Source organism: Metasolibacillus sp. FSL K6-0083 (assembly GCF_038630865.1).
GTDB classification, from domain to species: Bacteria; Bacillota; Bacilli; order Bacillales_A; family Planococcaceae; genus Metasolibacillus; species Metasolibacillus fluoroglycofenilyticus.
Map to the genome: position 1 here is coordinate 1688347 of NZ_CP152046.1, position 21092 is coordinate 1709438.

Genomic DNA, 21092 nt, shown 5'->3' on the forward strand with positions numbered 1-21092 from the left:
AGGCTTAGGCCAACACGATGTTGGTCATTCAGTCGTTATCTTAATATGCACTTGTTTTTGGCTGAGTTCCTATGATTCATTGAGTGTTCGGACACCCATTAAAATAAGTTAAATGGCTATTTTGCTATCAAAATGCAGATTGCTTTCTTCTGAACTCCATCCTTTTTATTTTAAAAGACTTTCCCCTATTGTTACAACCTTTTTTCTTAGAATTTGTGCAATATCATACAAAATATAGCCAATAATGATGGCAATAGTATTTAATAGCACATCATCAATATCCGTACTACGTCCGATAAAAAGCTGACAGCTCTCAATAAACAAAGGAATTGCTAATGCCATAAATAGCATTTTCCACATACTGCGCATTTTATGCCACAATAAAGGGATAAAAAAGCCAAATGGAATAAATAAAACAATATTGCCTGCCAAATTATAAAAGGCAATTTCCGCTAGTGGTCCATTTAATTGGGCTATGTACAAGGAAATTGTTCGAAACGGGGTAAAATTATGCCTTAAAAATAGCGATTGCTCTATTTGAAAAACAATGCGGCCATTTTCAATCCAATAAGCTGGTAAAATCGTTTGTGAAAAAATACTAATGGAGAAACAAAAAAATAATAGCATCATGATTTCACGCCATTTATGTGTAGGACGTTTCCGCATCCAAAGAAAACGTAACAGCACATAAATCGGTAACGTTATCATGCAGTAAAACAGCATGCTTTCTATAAAAGACTGAATCATATACGTTGCTCCTTTATTTGCTCTATGAGATGACGTCCGACAAGCAATGCAGTTGCCTACTTGTCAGACGCTTTCGGTGATGTTTTAGTAAAAAGTTAGCTTATTGAAAGAATGACGAATTACTTTGAAAATGAAAGTAACATAAAGTTTGGCGGTGTTTCTCATAAGTAAGAGAGACTGTCCTAAAAGACAGTCCCCAATGAAACTTATTCACTTTCACTTGGCGGAAAATCCACTAGATTAGGCATTTTCCCCAAGTGAACCCTTTGAAGAAACACCCTCTCCGCCAAATACTGGCAACTACATGGCATTTTGGATGCGCCTAAACAAATTTCACTTTTCCTTCAGCAATTGCAATTTCAGCATCGCTATGAGGGTATTTTGTATTTTCAATAATTTGGTAATCCTCATGCCCTTTGCCAGCGAAAATAATAATATCGCCTGCTTCCGCAATACGGATAGCATGGCGCACGGCTTCCGCACGGTCACCTATACATGCATATTGGTCATGTAGCATGCCCTTCGCTAAATCGCCCGTAATGCTGGCGTACTCTTCGTAGCGAGGGTCATCTGTCGTTAAAATGACATAGTCTGCAACGGACGCTTTTGCGGCCATTGTTGGACGCTTGGATTTATCACGATTGCCCCCCGTACCGATTAAAAAAATTAATTTGTTATTTTCCCCTTTATAAGGCATTGCCGCATGAATTGCCTTTTCGATTGCATCTGGTGTATGCGCATAATCGATAAAGATTGAAATTGGTAAGTCGGTTTGTACTTTTTCCATACGCCCTTTTACTGGTGGGAGCTGCTCAATTTGCTCAATAATATCAAATAATGAAAACTGACGAGCATATAAGCATGCTGTTGCAGCTAATACATTGTAAATATTGAATTCTCCAAGCAAATGCATCGAAACATCATAGCTACCTTCAGGTGTCTGCATTGTGAAATATGTCATGCCATCTTCATAGCGGCAATTCAAGGCACGGAAATCAGCGTTATTTTGTAAACCATAGGTCCAAATAGGATATGGTGTTAGTGTTTGATAATGTGCTGACCATTCATCATCAGCATTTAATACAATATGTTTATCCTTGCGTAAATCTTGGCCTAACTGTGAAAACAATAACCCTTTTGTATGACCGTAAGCCTCCATCGTACCATGAAAATCTAAATGGTCATGTGTTAAATTCGTAAAAATCGCTACATCATAATCGACGCCTGCCAATCGACCTAATGCAAGACCATGTGAGGACACTTCCATCACCATTGCAGCACAATCTTCTTTCTTTGCACGATAAATCATTTGCTGTGTGCTTAGCGCGTCACTCGTCGTATTGGCAGATTCGTAAAGCGTACCATTTAGATTAAAGCCAATCGTCCCTGCCAATGCTGATTTTTTGCCTAAGCCCATCAATATATTATGAATGATGCCTGTAACGCTCGTCTTACCATTTGTTCCTGTTACCCCTATCATTAACATTTCTTCAGATGGGTAGCCAAAAAATCTAGCTGCTAACAAGCCAAGTGCGCGTTCTGTGCTCGGAACGATTACCTGTGCTACATTGCCTGTAAGCTGTAACTCTCGCTCCGCTACAATCATTGTTGCACCTGCATCGACAGCCTTTTGTGCATAATCATGACCATCGACTGTATAGCCTTTTATACAAACAAACAAGCTTTGCGGCTGCACGCTGCGCGAATCAACCGCTAAATCCTCAATATAGCTAGGTAATACACCCAATATTTTCTTTTGTGGAATAGCACTTATCAATTCCTCTACGCGCATTCACTATTCCCCCATTTCAACCATTGGCGATGTCACATATGCATATAATAATGCGGCCGTTGCCTGTAATGAATCAATATGTGTGCGCTCATAAGCATGTGAAGACTCGATACCCGGACCAAATAAGGCATGGCGAATATCATAGCCTGCGCGGATTGCCGCCGAAGCATCAGAGCCATAATATGGGTAAATGTCTAGCTTATAAGGAATGTCCCCAGCCTTCGCTAGCTGCACTAAATGCTGTGTTAGCTCATAATGATACGGACCTGTCGCATCCTTTGCACAAATCGAAACTGTATACTCGTCGGAAGTTTGACCGTCCCCAATCGCCCCCATATCCACTGCGATATACTCCACCACTTCATTTGGAACATTCGAGTTACCACCATAGCCAATTTCCTCGTTGTTAGAAATATAAAAATGCGTTGTATATGGCAGCTTTACACCATGCTCTTTTATATATTTCATTAGTTGTAAAAGCAATGTCGTGCTCGCTTTATCATCCAAATGACGCGATTTAACGAAGCCTGATGTCGTTTCCTCATAGCGCACATCAAATGATACAAAGTCCCCTACCTCAATGCCTAATGCACGTGTATCTTCTGCGCTCTGTACCTTTTCATCGATGCGCACTTCGATATGATTTTCATCACGCTTTAAACTATCTGCACCACGATACACATGTACCGTCGTTTCATGCATTAAAATCGTTCCGCGCACAGTTTTACCGCCCGCTGTATGAATTGTGCAATATTCACCCTCTACAGCATTCCAATTAAAGCCACCAATCATCGCTAGCTTCAAGCGACCGCTTGGCTTCACTTCCTTCACCATTGCGCCAAGCGTATCCGTATGAGCTGTCAATAAGCGATGCTGCTCATCATTTTCCCCCTGGAAAGTAACGATAATTGCGCCTTTATTCGTTTTTTTATAAGCAATGTCATGTTCTTTTAAAAACTGTCCCATAAATTTCATAATATTCGTTGTATAACCAGAGGGACTTGCAATATTTACTAATTTCTCTAATAATGATAATGTCTGCTGTTGATTGAATAAATTTGTCATAAAATCCTCCTAATGCTTTTTATCCTGCATTACTTAGTAGCCTGTAAATGCAAGGATAAGCGAAACTAGTAATTAGTGAGGTTTAGAAAGCCCCAACTAATCAATATTTTATTTTATCATATCAAACTTTAGCGCATATCGACAGACAGATGTAGCCCGATTTTTATCAACACTTGCACATGATTAGGAGAATATTATGCAACCACTCACCATCATACATAAGCGTAATTTATTTATATATTACTCGCTCTTTATTTTTGCGATTTTTTTTATTGCGCTCCATTTATTTGATATTGTGCACCTTACACATAATTATACACTGTATATTATTGTGAATGTCCTATTGATTGGCTTTTTACTTTATAAAAAAGTACATGCGCGCATCGTTCAAATTTTTTTAATTTTAGCATGGAATATATTACTTATCGCTTTAACAATTGGAAGCGGTCAATTATTGTTTGTATTTGGCTTTTTATATTTACTACTTATCGTCAATGTTTATCAATCGCATGTGATAAATACGCTATTAGCAATCATTACAGCAGTAGAAATCGCCTTTCTTGTCATCTATATGCAGTCAAATATTAACATTACCTATCCTGTTGAAAGCTTTATTTTTCTTACATCATTTTTATGTATCATTGGCTTATTACAAACTGTATACGTCAAGAAACTTTGGTCTCATGAGGAAAAGAGAAACATGGAGAAGCAGCTAGAACTTTCTTCAACAGAAGCCTATTTAAAACTGTTTTTCGACCATGCCGAAGATGCGATGGCAGTGTTCGATTTAAACAATAAAATCATTGAAGTGAATGCAGCGTTTGAAAAAATGTATGGCTGGACAAAAGAGGAATGTATCGGTCAGTCCATTCAGCTCGTAGCACCTGAAAACGTGGAAGCGGCACATAATCGGTTTTTAAAGCTTTTGCAGGGCGAGCGTTTCCGTCTGCTTGAAACGAAGGATATGCGCAAGGATGGCTCCATATTCGATGCACAAATATCGCTTGCACCAATTTATAATTCTTACGGAGATATGTTAGCCGTCTCAGTTATTGCACGAGACATTTCCTACTTAAAGGAAAATGAAAAACTCGCTTTACAATCAGAGAAATTAAAATTGGCAGGGGAAATTGCAGCAGGTGTCGCACATGAAATTCGTAATCCAATGACGGTTGTATCAGGATTTATTCAAATGATGAACGAGGACCAACAATCCCCGTACCAAGCATATACAGGCATTATTCAATCTGAAATCGAACGCATTGATTTAATTATTTCTGAGTTTTTAGTGCTATCCAAGCCACTTGCTGAACAAAAAAGTACACTTGATTTATCAGAAATTTTGCAGGACATCGCCACGTTTTTCGAATTACAGCTAGAACAGCGTCAAATTCAATTGATACAGCACTTTAACAGGAATTCCCTATTTATTTACGCCAACAATAATCAAATTAAACAAGTGTTTATTAATATTGTCAAAAATGCTATCGAAGCAATTGAGAAGGACGGTACTATTACACTTATTTGTCAAAATGATGAACGCTTTGCATACATAAAAATTTCCGATACGGGCGAGGGCATTCCACAGCATTTAATCGATTATGTATTCGAGCCGTTTTATACAACAAAGGCTACTGGTACAGGCTTAGGTATGATGATTTCCAATAAAATTATTCGAGAGCATGGTGGCGTGATTCTTATTGAAAGCGAAGAACATATCGGCACAACCATCACTATTAAAATTCCATTACAGAATTAAAGAAGGCGCCAGAAAAGCTTGCTAAAGTACAGCTTTTCCGGCGTTTTTCATAAAAAGGATATTATCTTTAATAGCGAGATGAATGCTTATCTTGCTTTTGATTCAGCGGGTGTCACAGATTTTTTTCGAGCAAGCTCGAAAAAAATCTGGCCGCAATTACGCCGAGGCGTAATTGATGACTCCCAAACAGTGAAACGAGTAAAAGCAATAATAACAGCAGAATCCATATTGCTGATGCATTCATCTTCTCTGATTGTTGCATATTAATGGCAGAAAGCCCTATAAACATGCAGTAGCAAAATACATTTGGGTTAATCCAAACAAGTCTTAGTTTATTATTTTTCAAATAGACGCCTCTTATTAAAGTGAAACTCTTGTATTTCACATATATTTGGAGTTTGCCTCGTTTTATTTGCGACTTTTCCCGGTTTATTTGCGACTTTTTAAATATATTTGCGACTTGCTCCAGTTTATTTGCGACTTTTCAAATATATTTGCGACTTGCCCCAGTTTATTTGCGACTTTTCAAATATATTTGCGACTTGCCCCGATTTCTTTACAACATGTATTATATTATTTCATCACTTTGCGTATCAGCTTTACCTTTTGTTTATACGGTGGAAATAATATGTTTGTAGCTAGCTTTGTTGAGCGCTGTAAAATTGATTTTTGATGTGTGAAGCATTCAAAGCTTGCGTGCCCATGATAAGCGCCCATCCCTGATGGTCCAACGCCACCAAATGGTAAATGTGTGTTACCTACATGTGACACAATGTCATTAATACAGCCTCCTCCAAATGGTAGCTCCTCTAAGAAATATTCACGCGCATTGTCGTTTTCTGTAAATAAATAGGCAGCTAAAGGCTTCGGCAGGCGACGAATTGCCTGAATCGCATTTGCTAAATCATTGTATGCCATAATCGGTAAAATCGGCCCGAATATTTCATCCTCCATTACTTTACTATCCCAGTCTGCACCCTCAATAATTGTTGGTGCAATATATAAGTCATCACGGTCTACAGTTCCACCAAATGTAATATGTGCTGCATCAGCATCTAATATCGCCTTTAGCTTGTCAAAATGACCAAGGTGGATAATGCGACCATAATCATCGCTTTGCTGAGGATTTTCCCCATAAAAGGAAGTAATCGTTTGCTTTAAAATCTTAATAAATTTTTTATAAATAGAGCTGTGCACAAGCACATAATCTGGAGCGACACATGTTTGCCCATTATTCGTAAATTTCCCCCAGACGATGCGCTTTGCTGCTACTTGCAAATTCGCTGTTTGGTCAATAATAGCAGGACTCTTGCCACCAAGTTCAAGTACGATTGGTGTCAACCTTTCGGCAGCAGCACGCATAATTACTTTTCCAGTTGCCACACTACCTGTAAAGAAAATAAAGTCAAAAGAGGCATGGATGAGCGCCTCCACCTCCTTTTTCTCACCTTCTACTAAACGCACGTAATGTTCTTCAAATGTTTCTGCAATTATTTTCTTTATAATTTTAGTTGTATGAACAGTTGCTTCAGATGGCTTAACGATTGCCGTATTACCACCAATAATTGCCCCGAGCAATGGCTCCATTACGAGCTGGAATGGGTAATTGAATGGACCAATAATTAAAACAACCCCATACGGCTCACGCACAATATAGCTTTTTCCCGGCTGAAAATGAACAGGTGTTTTAACAGCAACTGGCTTCGTCCACTCATCAATATTTTTCACCATATGTGAAATGCTATCTAAAACAATTCCGATTTCTGTCGCATATGCTTCAAACTCACTTTTGTTTAAATCTAATTTTAGTGCATCTAAAATTTCTTTTTCATACTTTTTAATCGTCTCTTTTAAATTTATTAATTGTTGCTTGCGAAATTCTATATTTTTTGTAGCGCGTGAAAAATAGTAGCTACGCTGTGCTGTTATCATATTTTCTACATCTTGAGCAGTAAAATTCATAAAAAACTTCCTTTCCATTTTTAATTTTTATGCATAATTTCATCATTGCCACACATATTAACTACTATAACGAATGCTTACTTTCCTTCATTATAACTTTATATTGGCTTGTTCGGGAAATTTAAACAGTGAACAATAATTTAGGATAAGCATTCTATTATTTATTTTTACATCGACAAGGAGGCAATTTCAATGATTATTACTGAAACATGGTGGGAAGCAATTTTTTCGGGACCTTTATCAATCGGTATTAATGAACAAAAGCTACTAGAACTTGAAGATGAATCTTTTTTATATTTCACTATGCCGCCTTTACAGCAAGAGGAACTTCAAACATCATAAAAAAATCCCCCCTCAACATATTAAGGGGCTGTTGGAAAAAGATATACCTTTTTTGGACAGCCCTCGTGTCTATATGAAAGTATGTACTGCTGCGATAGTAACAATGAATTGTCGCTATCCTCAGCTCCTCCCTATCATAATTGATTTTTTCTACAAAATCCCTTATAATGTGTCACTAGGTGCCAAACCTAATGTATTAGTCGGAACAACTAATACACATAAAAGACCCCATTGACGGCACGGATTGCCGGGGGTCTTTTTTACTATTTTTTCAAATATAAGGGATGAGTATCATGAAAAAATTCGTTAACTTTTATTTATTAATAGTCGTGCTATTTATTATTGTCGGTCTTTCCGGCTTTTCTTCCTCTAAAAAGGAAAACCCTGAGCAGGCAGTTGAAGAAATTGCTTTAGAAAACACGCCGGGTTATGCCACAATGCGTGCAATTGAAGCTATGACAAAGGAACAACAACTAGAAAATGCGATTTTAGATATACAAGTAATCCCAAAACCAAATGAAGAAATTGTCATTGTCGAAATGCAAAGCTCAGAGTTTATGTCACTTGATACATTGTTAAAGGATAGCTACAACATGCTAATTAAAATAAGTGATGTCCCACAAATCACAGAATTCACATTTATTTGGCAGCAGCCTGTCAATAATAAAAATCATGTCGCGTTATCAATGACATTCGATCGCGCTGGCCTGGATAAAATTCCAACTGTTGCATATAGCGATTTAGCATCAATTGCAAAAGATTTTAAACAGTAAAATTCTTTTTGAAAGGGCTAATCTTAGCAATAAATAATTTTTTATTAATAGTTAGCATCAATTAAAAACAAAGCTGTCCAGAAAATGTATTACTTTCTGAACAGCTTTTATTATGAAAAAAATCATTAATTACGCTGGGTTTACTTCTAGTTCTACTGAAATCTTAATGTCTTTTCCTACTAGTACGCCACCTGTTTCAAGTGCTGCGTTCCATGTTAAGCCAAATTCTTCACGATTGATTGATGTTTCTGCTTCAAAGCCGTATACTGCTTGACCCCAAGGGTTTGTGCCTTTACCGTTGAATTCCACATCGAATGTTACAGGTTTTGTTACATCCTTAATTGTTAAATCGCCTGTTACTTTGTAATCATCGCCTGATTTTTCAATTGAAGTTGATTGGAATGTAATTTTCGGGAATTGTTCTGCATCAAAGAAATCTGCTGATTTTAAATGATTGTCACGGTCTTCGCTACGTGTATTAATACTTGCAGCATCAATAGCAAACGAAATATTTGCTGTTGATAAATCCGCTAAATCTGCAGCCTCGATTTGCGCTGAGTAAGAATCAAAAGCGCCTTTTACCTTTGATACCATCATGTGTTTTACACTAAATCCGATACTTGAGTGTGATTGGTCTACTGTCCAGTTTGCCATAGAAAAAACCCTCCTGTTTTTTATCTCGATTTCGAGATATGTTATGAAAATAAAGCAGCCTACATCCATACATATATCCTATTTGTTTAAATGTTAAACATTGATTCAAATTTTTTGAATCAACATAAGTTATATATGTAAAATGGCTGAGCTTTATTACTTACTATTTGTAACTTAGTATAATTCACACTTTCATCTACGTCAAGAAAAATCTTTCGAATTCAAGATTCTTTCTCATGCTTATTTTGTGCTACGATTTTCGTATGTACGACGAAGCGCTCATTATCATTTGGAGATGTCGTACATGTAGAAAGCGTAAAAATTCTGTCGTTCGTTGTCACATCAACTGGCATATGAATAGCTGATTTTTGTTGAATTGTCTGGAGAAATGCGGCATACGACTGCTCTGTAAACTCCGTTTCGATATAATAAAAATCCGTTGTCGTTTCATAGGCTGCAAATACTTCGAGGTGATATGTTGCACTAGGTGTTTCATACACAAAGTAGGGGTGCTCCTCGGCATAATGTTGCTTAGCAAATTTCGCTAATTCACCAAACATCGTACCGTTTCGCATAACATGACCATACAAAATCGTATGCCTAGCATTTGTATCATTGCGATAATCCATGAAAATACTGCCTGCACGACTCTTTTCCCCTACATAATTATGCTGCAAATAAAATTCATTATTATCGTTTTGAACGACAGGATTGTTCAACTGCGAATCGTTTAACTGAAGCCAGCCGACAATATCCGTATTTATTTTTTGTAGCTCGATAAATTTCGCGCTGATGGCAGCCTCCTCTATCGGCATCGCCTGTTGCGCTTGCTCATACACTTCCTGTATTTGCTGCAGCTCCTGTTCCACCTGTTTATAGCTAGAAAAAAAACGAATAAGTCCTACGCTGGAAATAATAAAGACGATAATACAAATGACTCTTATTATTTTCACCTTCATATGATTGTCTCCTCAAATCCCGATTGGCACCATATATAGTCCAAGCGCAGCATCTTCTTGAAATATTGCCTCCACACCGTAAACTTGTTTCACCGTTTGCTGGGTAATGACATCGCGTGGCGTTCCTTCTGCGACAATCTGCCCTGCACTCATTAAAATAATATGGTCGCTGTAGCGAATCGCTTGGTTAATATCATGTAACACCATCACAATCGTTAAACCATGCTTTTCATTTAGTTCTTTTACTAGCTCTAAAAGCTCTAGCTGATAATAAATATCTAAATACGTCGTCGGCTCATCTAAGCATAGGAGCTCGCTCTGCTGTGCCAATGCCATGGCAATCCATACACGCTGTCTTTCTCCACCAGATAACGCGGATAAATCATGATGACGTTTTTCGCCTAGACTCGTACAGGCTAATGCCCAATCAACTGCTTTATTATCCTCGACATCATTCTTTTTTAATAAAGAATGATAGGGCATACGCCCGTAACTAACAAGCTTTTCAACGGTTAAATCTTGCGGAATATCGTTTTGCTGATAAACAATGGCAAACTTTTGAGCAAACTCCTTTGGCTTATAATTGACTAAGTCTTTATTATCTAATAGTGCCGTGCCTTGTAGGGGAGAATGGTTGCGTGCCATGACGTTTAATAATGTCGACTTGCCGCAGCCATTTGGACCAATAATCGTTGTAATTTTGCCGCGCTGAATGGACGTTGATACATTTTGTAAATGCTGCTTCTTACCGTCATGTGATACAACAATTTTTTGTAATTCCACAGTGTCACCCTTTTCTCAGTAAAAATATTAAAAACGGACCACCAATAATGGCCATAATGGTTGATGCAGGGATTTCTAATGGTGCAATGACTGTACGCCCAATTGTATCCGCTAATAAAATAATAAATGCTCCAAGCAAGGCTGTAAAAGGCAATAGCACTTTATGGTCATGTCCAACAATGCGGCGGGCAATGTGTGGGACTAGCAGGCCAACAAAGGCAATAACACCTGCGACAACAACTGAAATGGCTGATAATAATACGGCAGTTGCCGCAATTGCTAAACGTGCCAATGTCACATTAAAGCCAATACTTTGTGCCGTTTTATCAGATAATGCTAGGACATTACACCATGAATACATGACGAACGCAAAAATTAAGCCAATCGAGCCGTAAATAGCGATGAGCGTCACATCATCCCATGTTTTAAATGCTAGGCTTGAGCCAAGCACACTGCTAGCCGATGCATTTAAAGAGCCGCCAAAGCTAATAAATGCCTCTGTAAGTCCTGTAAACATAGCGTTGATGGCAATCCCTACTAAAATTAAGCGCAACGGATTTAAGCCTGACTTCCATGCCAACGCAAACACTAAAAAACAAGCAAGGGCGCCGCCAATAAAAGCAAAAATCGGCGTCATGAAAAATAAAGTTGGAACAATTGATACAATAAATAGCTTTGTAAAAGCCGCACCTGATGAAATACCGATGACCCCTGCATCAGCAAGTGGGTTGCGCATAATTGCCTGCAATAGTGCGCCTGCTACTGATAGGGCTGCACCTGCAAAAATTGCCACAATAATACGTGGAAAGCGCAAATCACGAATCGCTGCCATCGTATCATTATTTGTATCAAATAATGCCCCTACAAATTCCCAAAACCCCATTTTTATACTGCCTGTTGTAGCAGCAAAAATAGCTGTTATTACTAGCAATGCAGCAACAATAACAGTGCTTATTATTTTTTTCATCACCTGACAACACCTCTACTGCTCATAAAAAATTTCAATTAACTGCTGTAATGCCTCCGGTACATTTAACGCAGCCGTTGTCCCGAACAGTTCTTCTTCTAAATCATAAACGCGATTGTTTTTCACTGCATTAAAATGCTTCCAAACATCGTTTGTTTTAAATTCCTCGTCAAACATTTTAATTACTTCGTCTGGCATCCCATGTGCCATACGTAAAATAATATCTGGGTTACTATTATATAAATGCTCTGTATTTGAGGCTAAATATTCAGCTTCCTGACCAGCCATCACATTGACAGCGCCAGCTCTACGTGCTAAATCCCCCACATATGAATGCTCTGTCGCTACTAAATAGCTACCAGGCACACCTAATAAAATAAGAACGCTTGGCTGCTCATGCATACTCGCCACATTTTCCACTTGTGCAATTTCATTTTTCAGCTTGTCAACAAGCGCATCCGCCTGTTTCACGCGCTTATAGCGCTTGCCTAGCTCTTCAATTTCTGCGAGCATCGTATCAATGCTCGTTAAATCAACAAAGTCGACAGGGACTTGCAATTGCTCAAATATTGGTGCTAAATCATATTCTAATGTAGAGACGGATAATACTTCTGTTGGATTTAAAGATTTAACCACTTCCATATCAGGCTGCATCGCATTCCCAATAGAGGGTAAACCATCAAAGCGAGCAGGCAATTGTTTAACAGTATCTGGAATTGCAATAGCATCCAGTTCTAAACGGTCCATAATATCTGCTACAACAACTGTCCCTGCTACAATACGCTGTGTATCTTCCTGTTGCTGCTTCTCTTTATTATTTTCTTGTGGCTGCTCCGGAGCCGCCGTTTTGCCACCGCAAGCAGCAAGCAGCAGTATTGCTACAAGCAGTAAAAATTGCATATATTTTTTCATTTTTAGTGTCCTTTCTTCCGCTTTATCTTGACTTGTGCGGGTGTAGCTAGACACCCGCACAAGTCAAGATAACAACAGCGGGCTCCCCCTCATATATCCGAGAGGAAGCCTGCTTTCCCATTATGCTCTTAGTTTTCTACTACATAAAGAGTGTTTAAAATCACCTTTGCCATTTGGCTGCGTGTTAAAGTATTCGTTGGATTGAATTTGCCTTCATTCCCAGTCATAATACCTAATGCATTTAATTCAGCAATTGCAGTCAACGCTTCTTTATTTGAAGTTGTCACATCTTTAAATGGTACGCTTGCCCCTGTTGCTTTATAGCCTGCGCCCTCTAAAACGCGGTAAATAATAACTGCCGCTTGTTGACGTGTAATTTCTTTTGTTGGCTCAAATGCAGTAGCAGATGTGCCGTTCATGATGCCGTAATCGCTTAATGCTGTTACCGCCTTTTGTGTTTCTGCATCAAAGCTCGATACATCTTTAAATGGATTTTTCGCAGTTGTATCTAAGTTTAAGTAACGATTTAACATTAATGCAAATTGTGAACGCTTCACTTTTCCGTTTGGATTGAATTTATCCGCTTCTTTGAAAAGATCTATAGAATATAATGTTACGATATTACCATAGTCACCTAATTTCGTAATATCTGTAAATGGATTTATCTTGCCACCAAATTGCAATTGTACAGGGTATACTGAATCGTATTTTACAGGACCAGCATCTACTGATACATCAACTGTTGCTGTATAAACAGCATCTAAGTTTGTTGTAGCAATTGTGTAGATTTTCACTGTGTTGCCATCCACTCCCGTAGTTTTTTCATCTGCAATTGTTGCGCCTTCAATGTTAAATTTATTTAAGTATTGTCCTTGTACGAATGTTAAGTCTACAAGAAATTCGTTTGCTGTTTCTGTTACTGTAACAGTCGGCTTTACATACGTCGACATAACAGAAATTTCGTTTGTTTTATCTTTATAAATGTATAATGGAAGCTCTTCTCCTACTTCTACAGGCTGCTCCTCTGTTACTTCAGGTAAATCAAGGTTCGCTGTATTGATAGCAAAGCCGAACTCATACCATTTGTCCATATTTGCAGCAGGAACAACAACATGAATTCCCGCTTCTACTAAATCGCTAATTGATTTCAGTGCAAAGCTATAAACCTTTTTTCCTTCCTCTGATACTAATGTTGCATCTGCACCAGCTACTTTTAAGCCAGCAATCATCGGGCTACTTTTTTCCGTAACTGTTAATTCTACTGAGTACTTACCATCTTTCACGATTAATTTTGCATCTTTTTCAAGATGGTTTGTAATCGCCGCATAATCACCTTTATTTGTTTTTGGATCATAGGCATCAAAAGTAATTGCATATTCACCGTCTTTTACTTGCTTAAATGTTTTACCTGGTACAAACTCTACTTTTTCTTCTTCTGCTGCTTCAGGCGCTTTAATTGTTGTTGGGTCTAATGTTAATTCAAATGCTGTTGGAATTTCTTTGCCACCAACTGCGACAGCGCCCTCACCCTTCACTGTACCGCCTGGACGCTCTACAGGAATATAAATAACTTTTTGTCCATTTACTTCTTTAATTACGCTAACGCCATCTACTTCTACTTTTGTCAGCATGTTCATCACAGTAGCATCCGCTGATAGCTGAATGAAATACTTGCCATCTTCAATAATAAGTGTAGCTGGTCCTTGAATGTATTTCGCTAATTGCTGTGTCGTATCTGTAATTGTGAAATCAATAGTATACTGACCATCTGGCATAGAGCGTGATGGTGTTTCAGCAGATGCCGCTACTGCTGGCACGATAGCAGATGTTGCTAACACTGAAGCTAGCGCGATTTTTGTAGAACGAGATTGGAATTTTGACATTTGACATTTCCCCCAATTAATTCATTTTTTTTGTTTTATAAAATACAAGCACCGAAGCAATAAGCATAAAGATGAAAAGATATGGTAAAGAATCACTTGTTTGTGGATTTTCTACTTTTTCACTAGCACTTACTGTTCCGTCAGCTTTATTTCCATTATCTTCAACATTTGAAGAGCTTGGCGTCTTACTCACATTGTTAACAGCCTTTGAAGATTCTTTATTTGTTTGCGTATTTTGCTCCGTTGCTTGTGGAATACCCGCTGCGTCAAATACAAAATCAACGCTATAACCGTGATGATAATTAATATCATCAATATCGATTTTCATTGCCACTGTTACAGGATTCCCCAAATTAGCTACAGCAAATTGCACAACACGCGTATCAGCAGCGGCATTTTGGCTAATTACTGTCGCACCACCCGGCGGGTTAAACTCCGTTACCCATGCACTATTTTTAATCGTCAATTGCACAGTTGCTTTGCCATTTTTCATAATTACCTTTGCAGGCTTTAAAAAATAATCATTGGCCATAGAAGCGGAAATACTACTTGGCTTATTGACTTGATATTGAATATCGTATGTTCCATCAGCTAATTGTGCATGAGAATAATTAGGCGCAAGTATAAATACCCCTAGCATAAGCACAAAAAGAGTTAGAAAAAGCTTTTTCACAGCTCTATTCCTCCCTTTACTAATAATTAGTACCTTTACAATTATGACACAAATGAGGATAATTCTCAATTAGATTTTTTATTTTCATCGAATTGTCAAATTATCAATTACGCCAAGGCGAAATAGATTGACTAGCATTTTCTTTTGTGTCAAAAATAATCGCCATCTCTCATACTTATTTAGCGAACAGCATCCTCATCAAATTGCTTGCCATCAAAATAGCCTTCATGTGCCCAAATATTGAGCTTTGCATCCTGTGCCTTTACTTGAATTTCATTTAATTCTGCTTCAAGCGTATTATTCGGTTTGTTAATATAGCGCATAACTGCAAAGCCATTTTTCAATAAAGATTCCTGTAATAATACATTATCGACAAAAATATACGCGAGCAAACGGTCATATTTATCTGTTTCTGGTCCAACATCGAATAGAAGCTCAATTTTCGAGGCATTTTTCAGTAAATTTTCTGTAAACACTTTAGCATCTTCTGCATAAGGCATCGGTTTTCCTTTGTCATAGTTCATTTCAGGCGTATCCACCATTAATAAACGAACTTTATGCTTTTCACCATTCATTTCTATGCTAAATGTATCGCCATCATTAATTGATAAATAGTTAATCTCCTGTAGCTGATTTCCTGTCACTTGCTGGGCATATTGTGCTGAAATATGATTTGTTGCAGTTTCATTTGTTTCTTGTTGACTATGTGGCGGCGTCTTAACTTCATTTGTAGTCTTGTCCTGCGGGTCTGGACTAAATATTAAATAAAGTGCGACCGCAATAATAATAGTTCCGCTCGTAATAAGCGTTTTAATATCTGTTGGTTTCATAAGTTATATTATTCCCTTTCTTCAATTAGCATATCTTTTATTTTACCAAACTTTTTAGGTGTTAAAAATGTCTGAAAAAAGGCTTTTTCAAAATTACACTTTAAACATAAACACTTTTCCAACGAAAAACGCTACCTTCCCTATATTGAAGATAGCGTCGTTTAATATTAAATGTTTTTCGTTAAATATCTGTATTTGTCTTCGGCTGTGGACCTAGCTTCTGCGGTGGAATGGCTGCAAATGTTTCGCCTTCCTCTTCTAAATCGCGCATTCGATGGGCAATACGGGATGCTGCACTCGCTGCAATGCTCGCAACCAAATCATCTAAAAATGTATTTACACATTTCCCGGCTTTTGTATCCAATTTATCAATGATACCTATTTTCTTCTTATCTAAATGACCAAAAGTCGTCACTGCAATACTGCCGTACGTAAAGACAGAGCCAAGGGCAATTGTTTCATCGACACCAAACAACCCTTCATCTGACTCTACAATTGATTGTAGGGGCTCTGATAGCATTTTCTTTTCGGCCAACTCGTCTAGCTCAACGCCTACTAATACCGCATGCTGTACTTCACGCTTATGCAATACACGCTCAACAGAGCTAATGCAATGCTCCATTAATAGCCCTTCATTGTAAAGACTTTGCATTTCATAAACGATTTCAGCAATATCCTCCACCTTTACTCCTCTGCGCTCTAACGCAGAATAAGTGGCTTCTGTTACTTTATCAGAATGAACACGAACTGCTCGATTATGCATAATTTACACCTCTATTTATGTTTTTTCTTCCTACACCATATTACACCTTTCGTAGTGATTATGATACAATTTCGTTACATCTTACTAGAGAAGGAATGAGTATTTTGGATAAGGGAACAGTAAAAGATATCAATTTTTATAGTGAGGCACTTCAGGAAGAGCTGCAATTACTTATTTATATTCCAGCAAATTATTCACCATTATATAAGTATAATCTACTCATCGCAGCAGATGGCAAAGACTATTTCCAATTAGGTAGCATTCCCCGTCTCGCCGATGAACTAATCGATAATTATGAGATGGAAAATACAATTATTGTAGGCGTTCCATATAAAAATGTCGCGGATCGCCAAAAAAAATATATCCCCTCTGGTGAACAACATGGGGCATTTTTACGCTTTTTAGCACATGAGCTTGTACCTTATTTAGATGAAAATTACGCGACTTTTCAGCTTGGGCAAACGCGTGGCATGATTGGTGACTCAATGGCTGCAACAGCCGCGCTAATGGCTACATTAAAATATCCAAACGTTTTTTGTAAGGCTATTTTGCAATCGCCATATGTTGATGAGCTTGTACTAGAAGCAGTAGCAAACGCTACAAACTATAGCGCAATATCAATTTATCATATTATCGGTAAAGGTGAAGACAAAGTCGTTACGACAAGCAAAGAAATAAAGGATTTTCTAACACCGAATAGGGCGCTTCATCAATTATTCCTTGAAAAAAACTTCAATACATTTTATGAAGAATTTGACGGTGATCATACATGGAAATATTGGAAACCAGACTTAAGACGAGCACTTATAGAAAATTTCGGATAAAAACGGCGTAATAAATGTAGTAAAGAAACAATTTCTGTTATACTTATTAAGAGAAAAAAATCGAATTATTTCAGGAGGTTATGAATTTGAAATATGGTATTGTTGCTTTTCCTTCTAAAAACTTACAAGATTTAGCGAATAATTATCGTAAACGTTATGACCCACATTATGCACAAATCGCTCCGCATATGACATTAAAGGATGCATTTGAGGCTGATGAGAGTGCAGTACAAGACATCGTTGCAAAATTAACGGAAATTGCGTCAAATTTTGCCCCATTAAAAATTCACGCATCACGCATTAGCTCGTTTTTCCCTACTACGAATGCGATTTATTTCCGCATCGAACCTACAGAGCAATTAACAAATATTCAAAATGCAATTCAGGAGAAAATTGCTTTCGGTGAGCAAAAGCATGTTTTTGTGCCACATATTACTATTGCACAAAAACTAACAGCATCTGAACACGATGATATTTTAGGTCAATTGCGCATGTCTGGTGTTGATGTACAAGAAGAAATTCAGCAAATTCATCTACTAAAAGAACAGGACGGTAAATGGGAAATCGTCGAATCATTTAGTTTAAATGGAGCTGAGTAACCGAATGTTTGAAGTACATTCTGCAATATCTGAAGAACAATTACAGCGTGCGTTTGATATCCGCAAAAAAGTGTTCGTTGAAGAACAAGGGGTACCTATCCACCTTGAATTAGATGAATATGATAAAACATCCTATCATTTTATCGTGACGGAGGGCGAACGAACAATCGCTGCGGCTCGTCTAAGAGAATACGAGCCATTAGTGGGGAAAGTGGAGCGTGTTTGCGTATTAAACGAATATCGCGGAAAACGACTAGGCGCTTTATTAATGGAACATATCGAGCAAGTAGCTAAAGAGAAAAATTGGAAAAAGTTGAAACTGAATGCACAAAGCTATGCAATTCCGTTTTATGAGAAATTACAGTACACAGTAACCTCTCCTGAGTTTTTAGATGCAGGTATTCCGCATCGCGCGATGGAGAAATCGATTTAACAAAGGGGGGCGTCAGAACAGCCGTGCAGTTGCCGGCTGTTCTGACGCTTTTTTATGATGTTTTTGCGGTTCTATAATATTTGTTGGGGTGTACACACAATTTGGATAAAAAAAGACACGTACTCACCGATTTCTTTTATACTTGAATTGTTGAGAAACAAGTAAGAGAAAGGTGAGACGTGTATATGAATTTTATCATGAATATCCCTGGATTAAAAGGAGTTATTATCGAGAAGGTGGAGGAGCTTGGAGAGCGGACTTGCCTTTATGTGTCTCTTCCTAAAAAACCTCATTGCTGCCCGAACTGCGGGGAAACTACACAGAAAATCCATGATTACCGCATGCAGAAAGTCAAGCATTTGAAGTGGTTTGAACGGTTGACTTGCCTGTTTTACAGACGGCGCCGTTATGCGTGTTCTTGCGGAAAAAGGTTCTCTGAACACGCTCCATTTGTGGAAAGGTATCAGCGCTTCACAAAGGAATGGAATCAGGTGGCACAGGTGCGCTCCGTGAAAGCCAAGACGTTTAAAGAAGCCGGTGAGGTTCTCGGTGCCTCTAGTTCCACCATCATCCGCCGCTTTCAGTCAGCCGCAAAAACGCAGATGGCAGAAGGCGTGCGCCTGCCGAAAGCCATTGCGATTGATGAATATAAAGGGGATACAGACGAAGGAAAATTCCAACTGATCATTGCGGATGCAAAAACCCGGGAGCCGCTTGATATCCTACCCAACCGGCGGAAAGAAACGATTCAGGACTATCTGCGCCAATATGGTCAGGACGTGGAGCTGGTGGTGATGGACATGAATCCAAGCTTCAAAGCAGCAGTCAAAAAAGCATTGAGTCGGCCCGTCATCATTGCAGACCGGTTCCACTATTGCCGGTACATCTACTGGGCGTTGGATGAGGTACGGCGAAAAGTGCAGAAGGAATGGCACGCATATGACCGGAAGAAGTGTAAGCGGATGCGTCATGTGCTCTATAAACGGGCATCTAAACTGACCCGAAAAGAACGCTGGTATGTGGACCGTTATTTGGGGATGTCTGAAGAATTACGGCAGGCATACGAACTGAAAGAAGCTTATTGCGAATGGTTTGACTGGGCTAAAACAGCAGAAAATGTAGTAGAAGTAAAAAGGCGGTTAGAAGTATTTTATCAGGAAGTGGAAACGAAGCAGATTCATGCGTTTTTAAAGGCCATTAAAACTTTTAGAAACTGGCAGGTAGAGATTTTGAACAGTTTTAACTTCCCTTATTCCAATGGATTTTTAGAAGGCATTAACAACAGAACAAAAGTGATGAAACGCAACGCATATGGCTTTCGGCGTTTCGATCACTTCAAAGCAAAAATCTTATTAAACATTCGGTATAAAAATATCGGGGTTCATTTGGGGTGACGTGAATTTTACCTCACCCCAACATTTGACGTTGAACCGTTTTTGCTTAGGAGCAATAAGCAAACATTTATCTAAACACCAATTAAAGCGTCCAAAATACCGGCAACTGCACGGTTTTTGGACGCCTTCTTTTTTAGATAGCAGTCTAACGCATCATTCGCTCGATTTTACTCAAATCTAGTGATTTGCCATCCTTTATAATGGACTGCACAATTTGCTCTTCTAGCTGTGGTGATACTTTCCGCTTTGCTACTTTGCTTACTTTTTGTACAATTTTCCTTACTTGTTTTTCACTTGTAAAGTCTGCATATTGTATGGCGCGAGCTAATGCGAACACTTCATCCATTTCAACACCTGTTTTACGCTCGAACTGTTTAAAAAAACTTTTGTCCATTACTCGCCCTCCTTAATAAAATGCAGTACCAACAATAATTAGTAGAATAAATAATACAACGATTAACACAAATGTTGAACCATAGCCGCTGCCGCCTCCACAATAGCCTGGCTGTACATTGCCACATTGATTCCATCCGTATCCAGACATGAATAACCCCTCCTTTCTACAGTGTAGTTTATGCTAAGCCAACTGTCATAGGAGGGGTAAATGCCCTAATTCACTTTTCCTTTTGAATGAAAAATAAGTGCCGCGATAAACCCGAAAATAATCGCTGCGCTAATACCTGAGCTCGTCACTTCAAACATCCCTGTCACGACTCCAACTAAGCCGTGCTTCTCGGCCTCTGCAAGCGCACCATGTGTTAACGAATTGCCAAATGAAGTAATTGGAATCGTTGCACCAGCACCAGCAAAATCAATAAGTGGCTCATATAAACCAAATCCATCTAGAATGGCGCCCGCTACAACTAATATGGATAATGTATGCGCCGGCGTTAGCTTGGCCACATCCATTAATAGCTGACCAATCACACAAATAGCGCCACCAACTAAAAATGCAAATATAAAAGTATACATTGCTCT

Annotated in this window: 23 protein-coding genes; 7 read left to right on the forward strand and 16 right to left on the reverse strand. The window is 38.5% G+C overall.

The features are described 5' to 3' along the window. Positions 1-165: 165 nt before the first annotated feature. The 3 genes from MHB51_RS08025 to MHB51_RS08035 all read right to left on the reverse strand — a co-directional run bounded on the left by MHB51_RS08025 (position 166) and on the right by MHB51_RS08035 (position 3604). Positions 166-747, reverse strand: coding sequence for a VanZ family protein (locus tag MHB51_RS08025; protein WP_066166044.1), 582 nt, complete (start codon positions 745-747; stop codon positions 166-168). 322 nt (positions 748-1069) lie between these two features. Beyond that, positions 1070-2539: a UDP-N-acetylmuramoyl-L-alanyl-D-glutamate--2,6-diaminopimelate ligase gene (locus tag MHB51_RS08030; protein ID WP_066166047.1), complete on the reverse strand. Its 1470-nt coding sequence runs from the start codon at positions 2537-2539 to the stop codon at positions 1070-1072. A 3-nt stretch (positions 2540-2542) separates the two neighbouring features. Beyond that, the gene (locus tag MHB51_RS08035; RefSeq protein ID WP_107942172.1) at positions 2543-3604 is read right to left on the reverse strand and encodes a M42 family metallopeptidase; all 1062 of its coding nucleotides are present in this window, start codon (positions 3602-3604) and stop codon (positions 2543-2545) included. A 295-nt stretch (positions 3605-3899) separates the two neighbouring features. Here MHB51_RS08035 and MHB51_RS08040 point away from each other — a divergent pair, with 295 nt between their 5' ends. After that, positions 3900-5363, forward strand: a complete 1464-nt coding sequence (locus tag MHB51_RS08040) for a PAS domain S-box protein (RefSeq protein ID WP_342559349.1) — start codon at positions 3900-3902, stop codon at positions 5361-5363. Positions 5364-5936: 573 nt separating this feature from the next. On the opposite strand, the gene MHB51_RS08045 is transcribed toward MHB51_RS08040, so the two are convergent. Continuing rightward, positions 5937-7325 carry an aldehyde dehydrogenase gene (locus MHB51_RS08045; RefSeq protein WP_342559350.1) on the reverse strand — a complete coding sequence of 463 codons (1389 nt, stop codon included), beginning with the start codon at positions 7323-7325 and terminating at the stop codon, positions 5937-5939. Positions 7326-7517: 192 nt separating this feature from the next. Here MHB51_RS08045 and MHB51_RS08050 point away from each other — a divergent pair, with 192 nt between their 5' ends. Together MHB51_RS08050 and MHB51_RS08055 are read left to right on the forward strand one after the other, a co-directional pair. Next, the gene (locus tag MHB51_RS08050) at positions 7518-7667 is read left to right on the forward strand and encodes a hypothetical protein (protein ID WP_195891646.1); all 150 of its coding nucleotides are present in this window, start codon (positions 7518-7520) and stop codon (positions 7665-7667) included. 284 nt (positions 7668-7951) lie between these two features. Continuing rightward, positions 7952-8440 (forward strand): hypothetical protein, encoded by a 489-nt coding sequence (locus MHB51_RS08055; RefSeq protein ID WP_342559351.1) that lies wholly within the window; start codon positions 7952-7954, stop codon positions 8438-8440. A gap of 129 nt (positions 8441-8569) precedes the next feature. Here MHB51_RS08055 and MHB51_RS08060 read toward each other — a convergent pair whose 3' ends face one another. The 9 genes from MHB51_RS08060 to MHB51_RS08100 form a co-directional block, all read right to left on the reverse strand. Beyond that, positions 8570-9094 (reverse strand): YceI family protein, encoded by a 525-nt coding sequence (locus tag MHB51_RS08060; protein WP_066166068.1) that lies wholly within the window; start codon positions 9092-9094, stop codon positions 8570-8572. A 221-nt stretch (positions 9095-9315) separates the two neighbouring features. Then, entirely contained in the window at positions 9316-10053 is a 738-nt protein-coding gene (gene srtB / locus MHB51_RS08065; RefSeq protein WP_107942167.1) for a class B sortase, read from the reverse strand. 12 nt (positions 10054-10065) lie between these two features. Next, complete coding sequence (locus MHB51_RS08070; protein WP_066166074.1) at positions 10066-10836, reverse strand: ABC transporter ATP-binding protein; 771 nt, start codon at positions 10834-10836, stop codon at positions 10066-10068. 4 nt (positions 10837-10840) lie between these two features. Next, positions 10841-11806, reverse strand: a complete 966-nt coding sequence (locus MHB51_RS08075) for an iron ABC transporter permease (protein WP_066166077.1) — start codon at positions 11804-11806, stop codon at positions 10841-10843. Positions 11807-11818: 12 nt separating this feature from the next. Beyond that, positions 11819-12715, reverse strand: coding sequence for a heme ABC transporter substrate-binding protein IsdE (isdE, locus tag MHB51_RS08080; protein ID WP_342559352.1), 897 nt, complete (start codon positions 12713-12715; stop codon positions 11819-11821). 128 nt (positions 12716-12843) lie between these two features. Further along, positions 12844-14598, reverse strand: a complete 1755-nt coding sequence (locus MHB51_RS08085) for an NEAT domain-containing protein (protein WP_342559353.1) — start codon at positions 14596-14598, stop codon at positions 12844-12846. Between the two features lie 16 nt (positions 14599-14614). Beyond that, the gene (isdC, locus tag MHB51_RS08090; RefSeq protein ID WP_342559354.1) at positions 14615-15271 is read right to left on the reverse strand and encodes a heme uptake protein IsdC; all 657 of its coding nucleotides are present in this window, start codon (positions 15269-15271) and stop codon (positions 14615-14617) included. A gap of 179 nt (positions 15272-15450) precedes the next feature. Further along, positions 15451-16101 (reverse strand): thermonuclease family protein, encoded by a 651-nt coding sequence (locus MHB51_RS08095; protein ID WP_066166083.1) that lies wholly within the window; start codon positions 16099-16101, stop codon positions 15451-15453. Positions 16102-16282: 181 nt separating this feature from the next. Beyond that, a complete protein-coding gene (locus MHB51_RS08100; protein WP_066166086.1) occupies positions 16283-16864 on the reverse strand; it encodes a phosphatidylglycerophosphatase A in 582 nt (193 codons plus the stop codon). A gap of 104 nt (positions 16865-16968) precedes the next feature. Between MHB51_RS08100 and MHB51_RS08105 the strand changes: the two genes are divergently transcribed. From MHB51_RS08105 to MHB51_RS08120, 4 genes are all read left to right on the forward strand, one after another. Then, entirely contained in the window at positions 16969-17688 is a 720-nt protein-coding gene (locus MHB51_RS08105) for an esterase family protein (RefSeq protein ID WP_082799012.1), read from the forward strand. 86 nt (positions 17689-17774) lie between these two features. Beyond that, a complete protein-coding gene (locus MHB51_RS08110; protein ID WP_066166211.1) occupies positions 17775-18287 on the forward strand; it encodes a 2'-5' RNA ligase family protein in 513 nt (170 codons plus the stop codon). Between the two features lie 4 nt (positions 18288-18291). Then, positions 18292-18720, forward strand: coding sequence for a GNAT family N-acetyltransferase (locus tag MHB51_RS08115; RefSeq protein WP_066166208.1), 429 nt, complete (start codon positions 18292-18294; stop codon positions 18718-18720). 179 nt (positions 18721-18899) lie between these two features. Further along, a complete protein-coding gene (locus tag MHB51_RS08120) occupies positions 18900-20114 on the forward strand; it encodes an ISL3 family transposase (RefSeq protein ID WP_342559355.1) in 1215 nt (404 codons plus the stop codon). 145 nt (positions 20115-20259) lie between these two features. On the opposite strand, the gene MHB51_RS08125 is transcribed toward MHB51_RS08120, so the two are convergent. From MHB51_RS08125 to spoVAE, 3 genes are all read right to left on the reverse strand, one after another. Beyond that, positions 20260-20508 carry a stage VI sporulation protein F gene (locus MHB51_RS08125; protein WP_066166205.1) on the reverse strand — a complete coding sequence of 83 codons (249 nt, stop codon included), beginning with the start codon at positions 20506-20508 and terminating at the stop codon, positions 20260-20262. 12 nt (positions 20509-20520) lie between these two features. Then, entirely contained in the window at positions 20521-20658 is a 138-nt protein-coding gene (locus MHB51_RS08130) for a YjcZ family sporulation protein (RefSeq protein WP_066166202.1), read from the reverse strand. A gap of 65 nt (positions 20659-20723) precedes the next feature. Further along, complete coding sequence (gene spoVAE, locus MHB51_RS08135) at positions 20724-21086, reverse strand: stage V sporulation protein AE (RefSeq protein ID WP_066166199.1); 363 nt, start codon at positions 21084-21086, stop codon at positions 20724-20726. Between the last annotated feature and the right edge of the window lie 6 nt (positions 21087-21092).

Bases quoted from the DNA above. Each gene is read 5' to 3' on its own strand.
- MHB51_RS08095 (WP_066166083.1), bottom strand. From the start codon at position 16,101: ATGAAACCAACAGATATTAAAACGCTTATTACGAGCGGAACTATTATT.
- MHB51_RS08130 (WP_066166202.1), bottom strand. From the start codon at position 20,658: ATGTCTGGATACGGATGGAATCAATGTGGCAATGTACAGCCAGGCTAT.
- MHB51_RS08045 (WP_342559350.1), bottom strand. From the start codon at position 7,325: ATGAATTTTACTGCTCAAGATGTAGAAAATATGATAACAGCACAGCGT.
- MHB51_RS08100 (WP_066166086.1), bottom strand. From the start codon at position 16,864: ATGCATAATCGAGCAGTTCGTGTTCATTCTGATAAAGTAACAGAAGCC.
- MHB51_RS08125 (WP_066166205.1), bottom strand. From the start codon at position 20,508: ATGGACAAAAGTTTTTTTAAACAGTTCGAGCGTAAAACAGGTGTTGAA.
- MHB51_RS08055 (WP_342559351.1), top strand. From the start codon at position 7,952: ATGAGTATCATGAAAAAATTCGTTAACTTTTATTTATTAATAGTCGTG.
- spoVAE (WP_066166199.1), bottom strand. From the start codon at position 21,086: ATGTATACTTTTATATTTGCATTTTTAGTTGGTGGCGCTATTTGTGTG.
- MHB51_RS08035 (WP_107942172.1), bottom strand. From the start codon at position 3,604: ATGACAAATTTATTCAATCAACAGCAGACATTATCATTATTAGAGAAA.
- MHB51_RS08050 (WP_195891646.1), top strand. From the start codon at position 7,518: ATGATTATTACTGAAACATGGTGGGAAGCAATTTTTTCGGGACCTTTA.
- MHB51_RS08025 (WP_066166044.1), bottom strand. From the start codon at position 747: ATGATTCAGTCTTTTATAGAAAGCATGCTGTTTTACTGCATGATAACG.
- isdE (WP_342559352.1), bottom strand. From the start codon at position 12,715: ATGAAAAAATATATGCAATTTTTACTGCTTGTAGCAATACTGCTGCTT.
- MHB51_RS08085 (WP_342559353.1), bottom strand. From the start codon at position 14,598: ATGTCAAAATTCCAATCTCGTTCTACAAAAATCGCGCTAGCTTCAGTG.
- MHB51_RS08115 (WP_066166208.1), top strand. From the start codon at position 18,292: ATGTTTGAAGTACATTCTGCAATATCTGAAGAACAATTACAGCGTGCG.
- MHB51_RS08030 (WP_066166047.1), bottom strand. From the start codon at position 2,539: ATGCGCGTAGAGGAATTGATAAGTGCTATTCCACAAAAGAAAATATTG.
- MHB51_RS08060 (WP_066166068.1), bottom strand. From the start codon at position 9,094: ATGGCAAACTGGACAGTAGACCAATCACACTCAAGTATCGGATTTAGT.
- srtB (WP_107942167.1), bottom strand. From the start codon at position 10,053: ATGAAGGTGAAAATAATAAGAGTCATTTGTATTATCGTCTTTATTATT.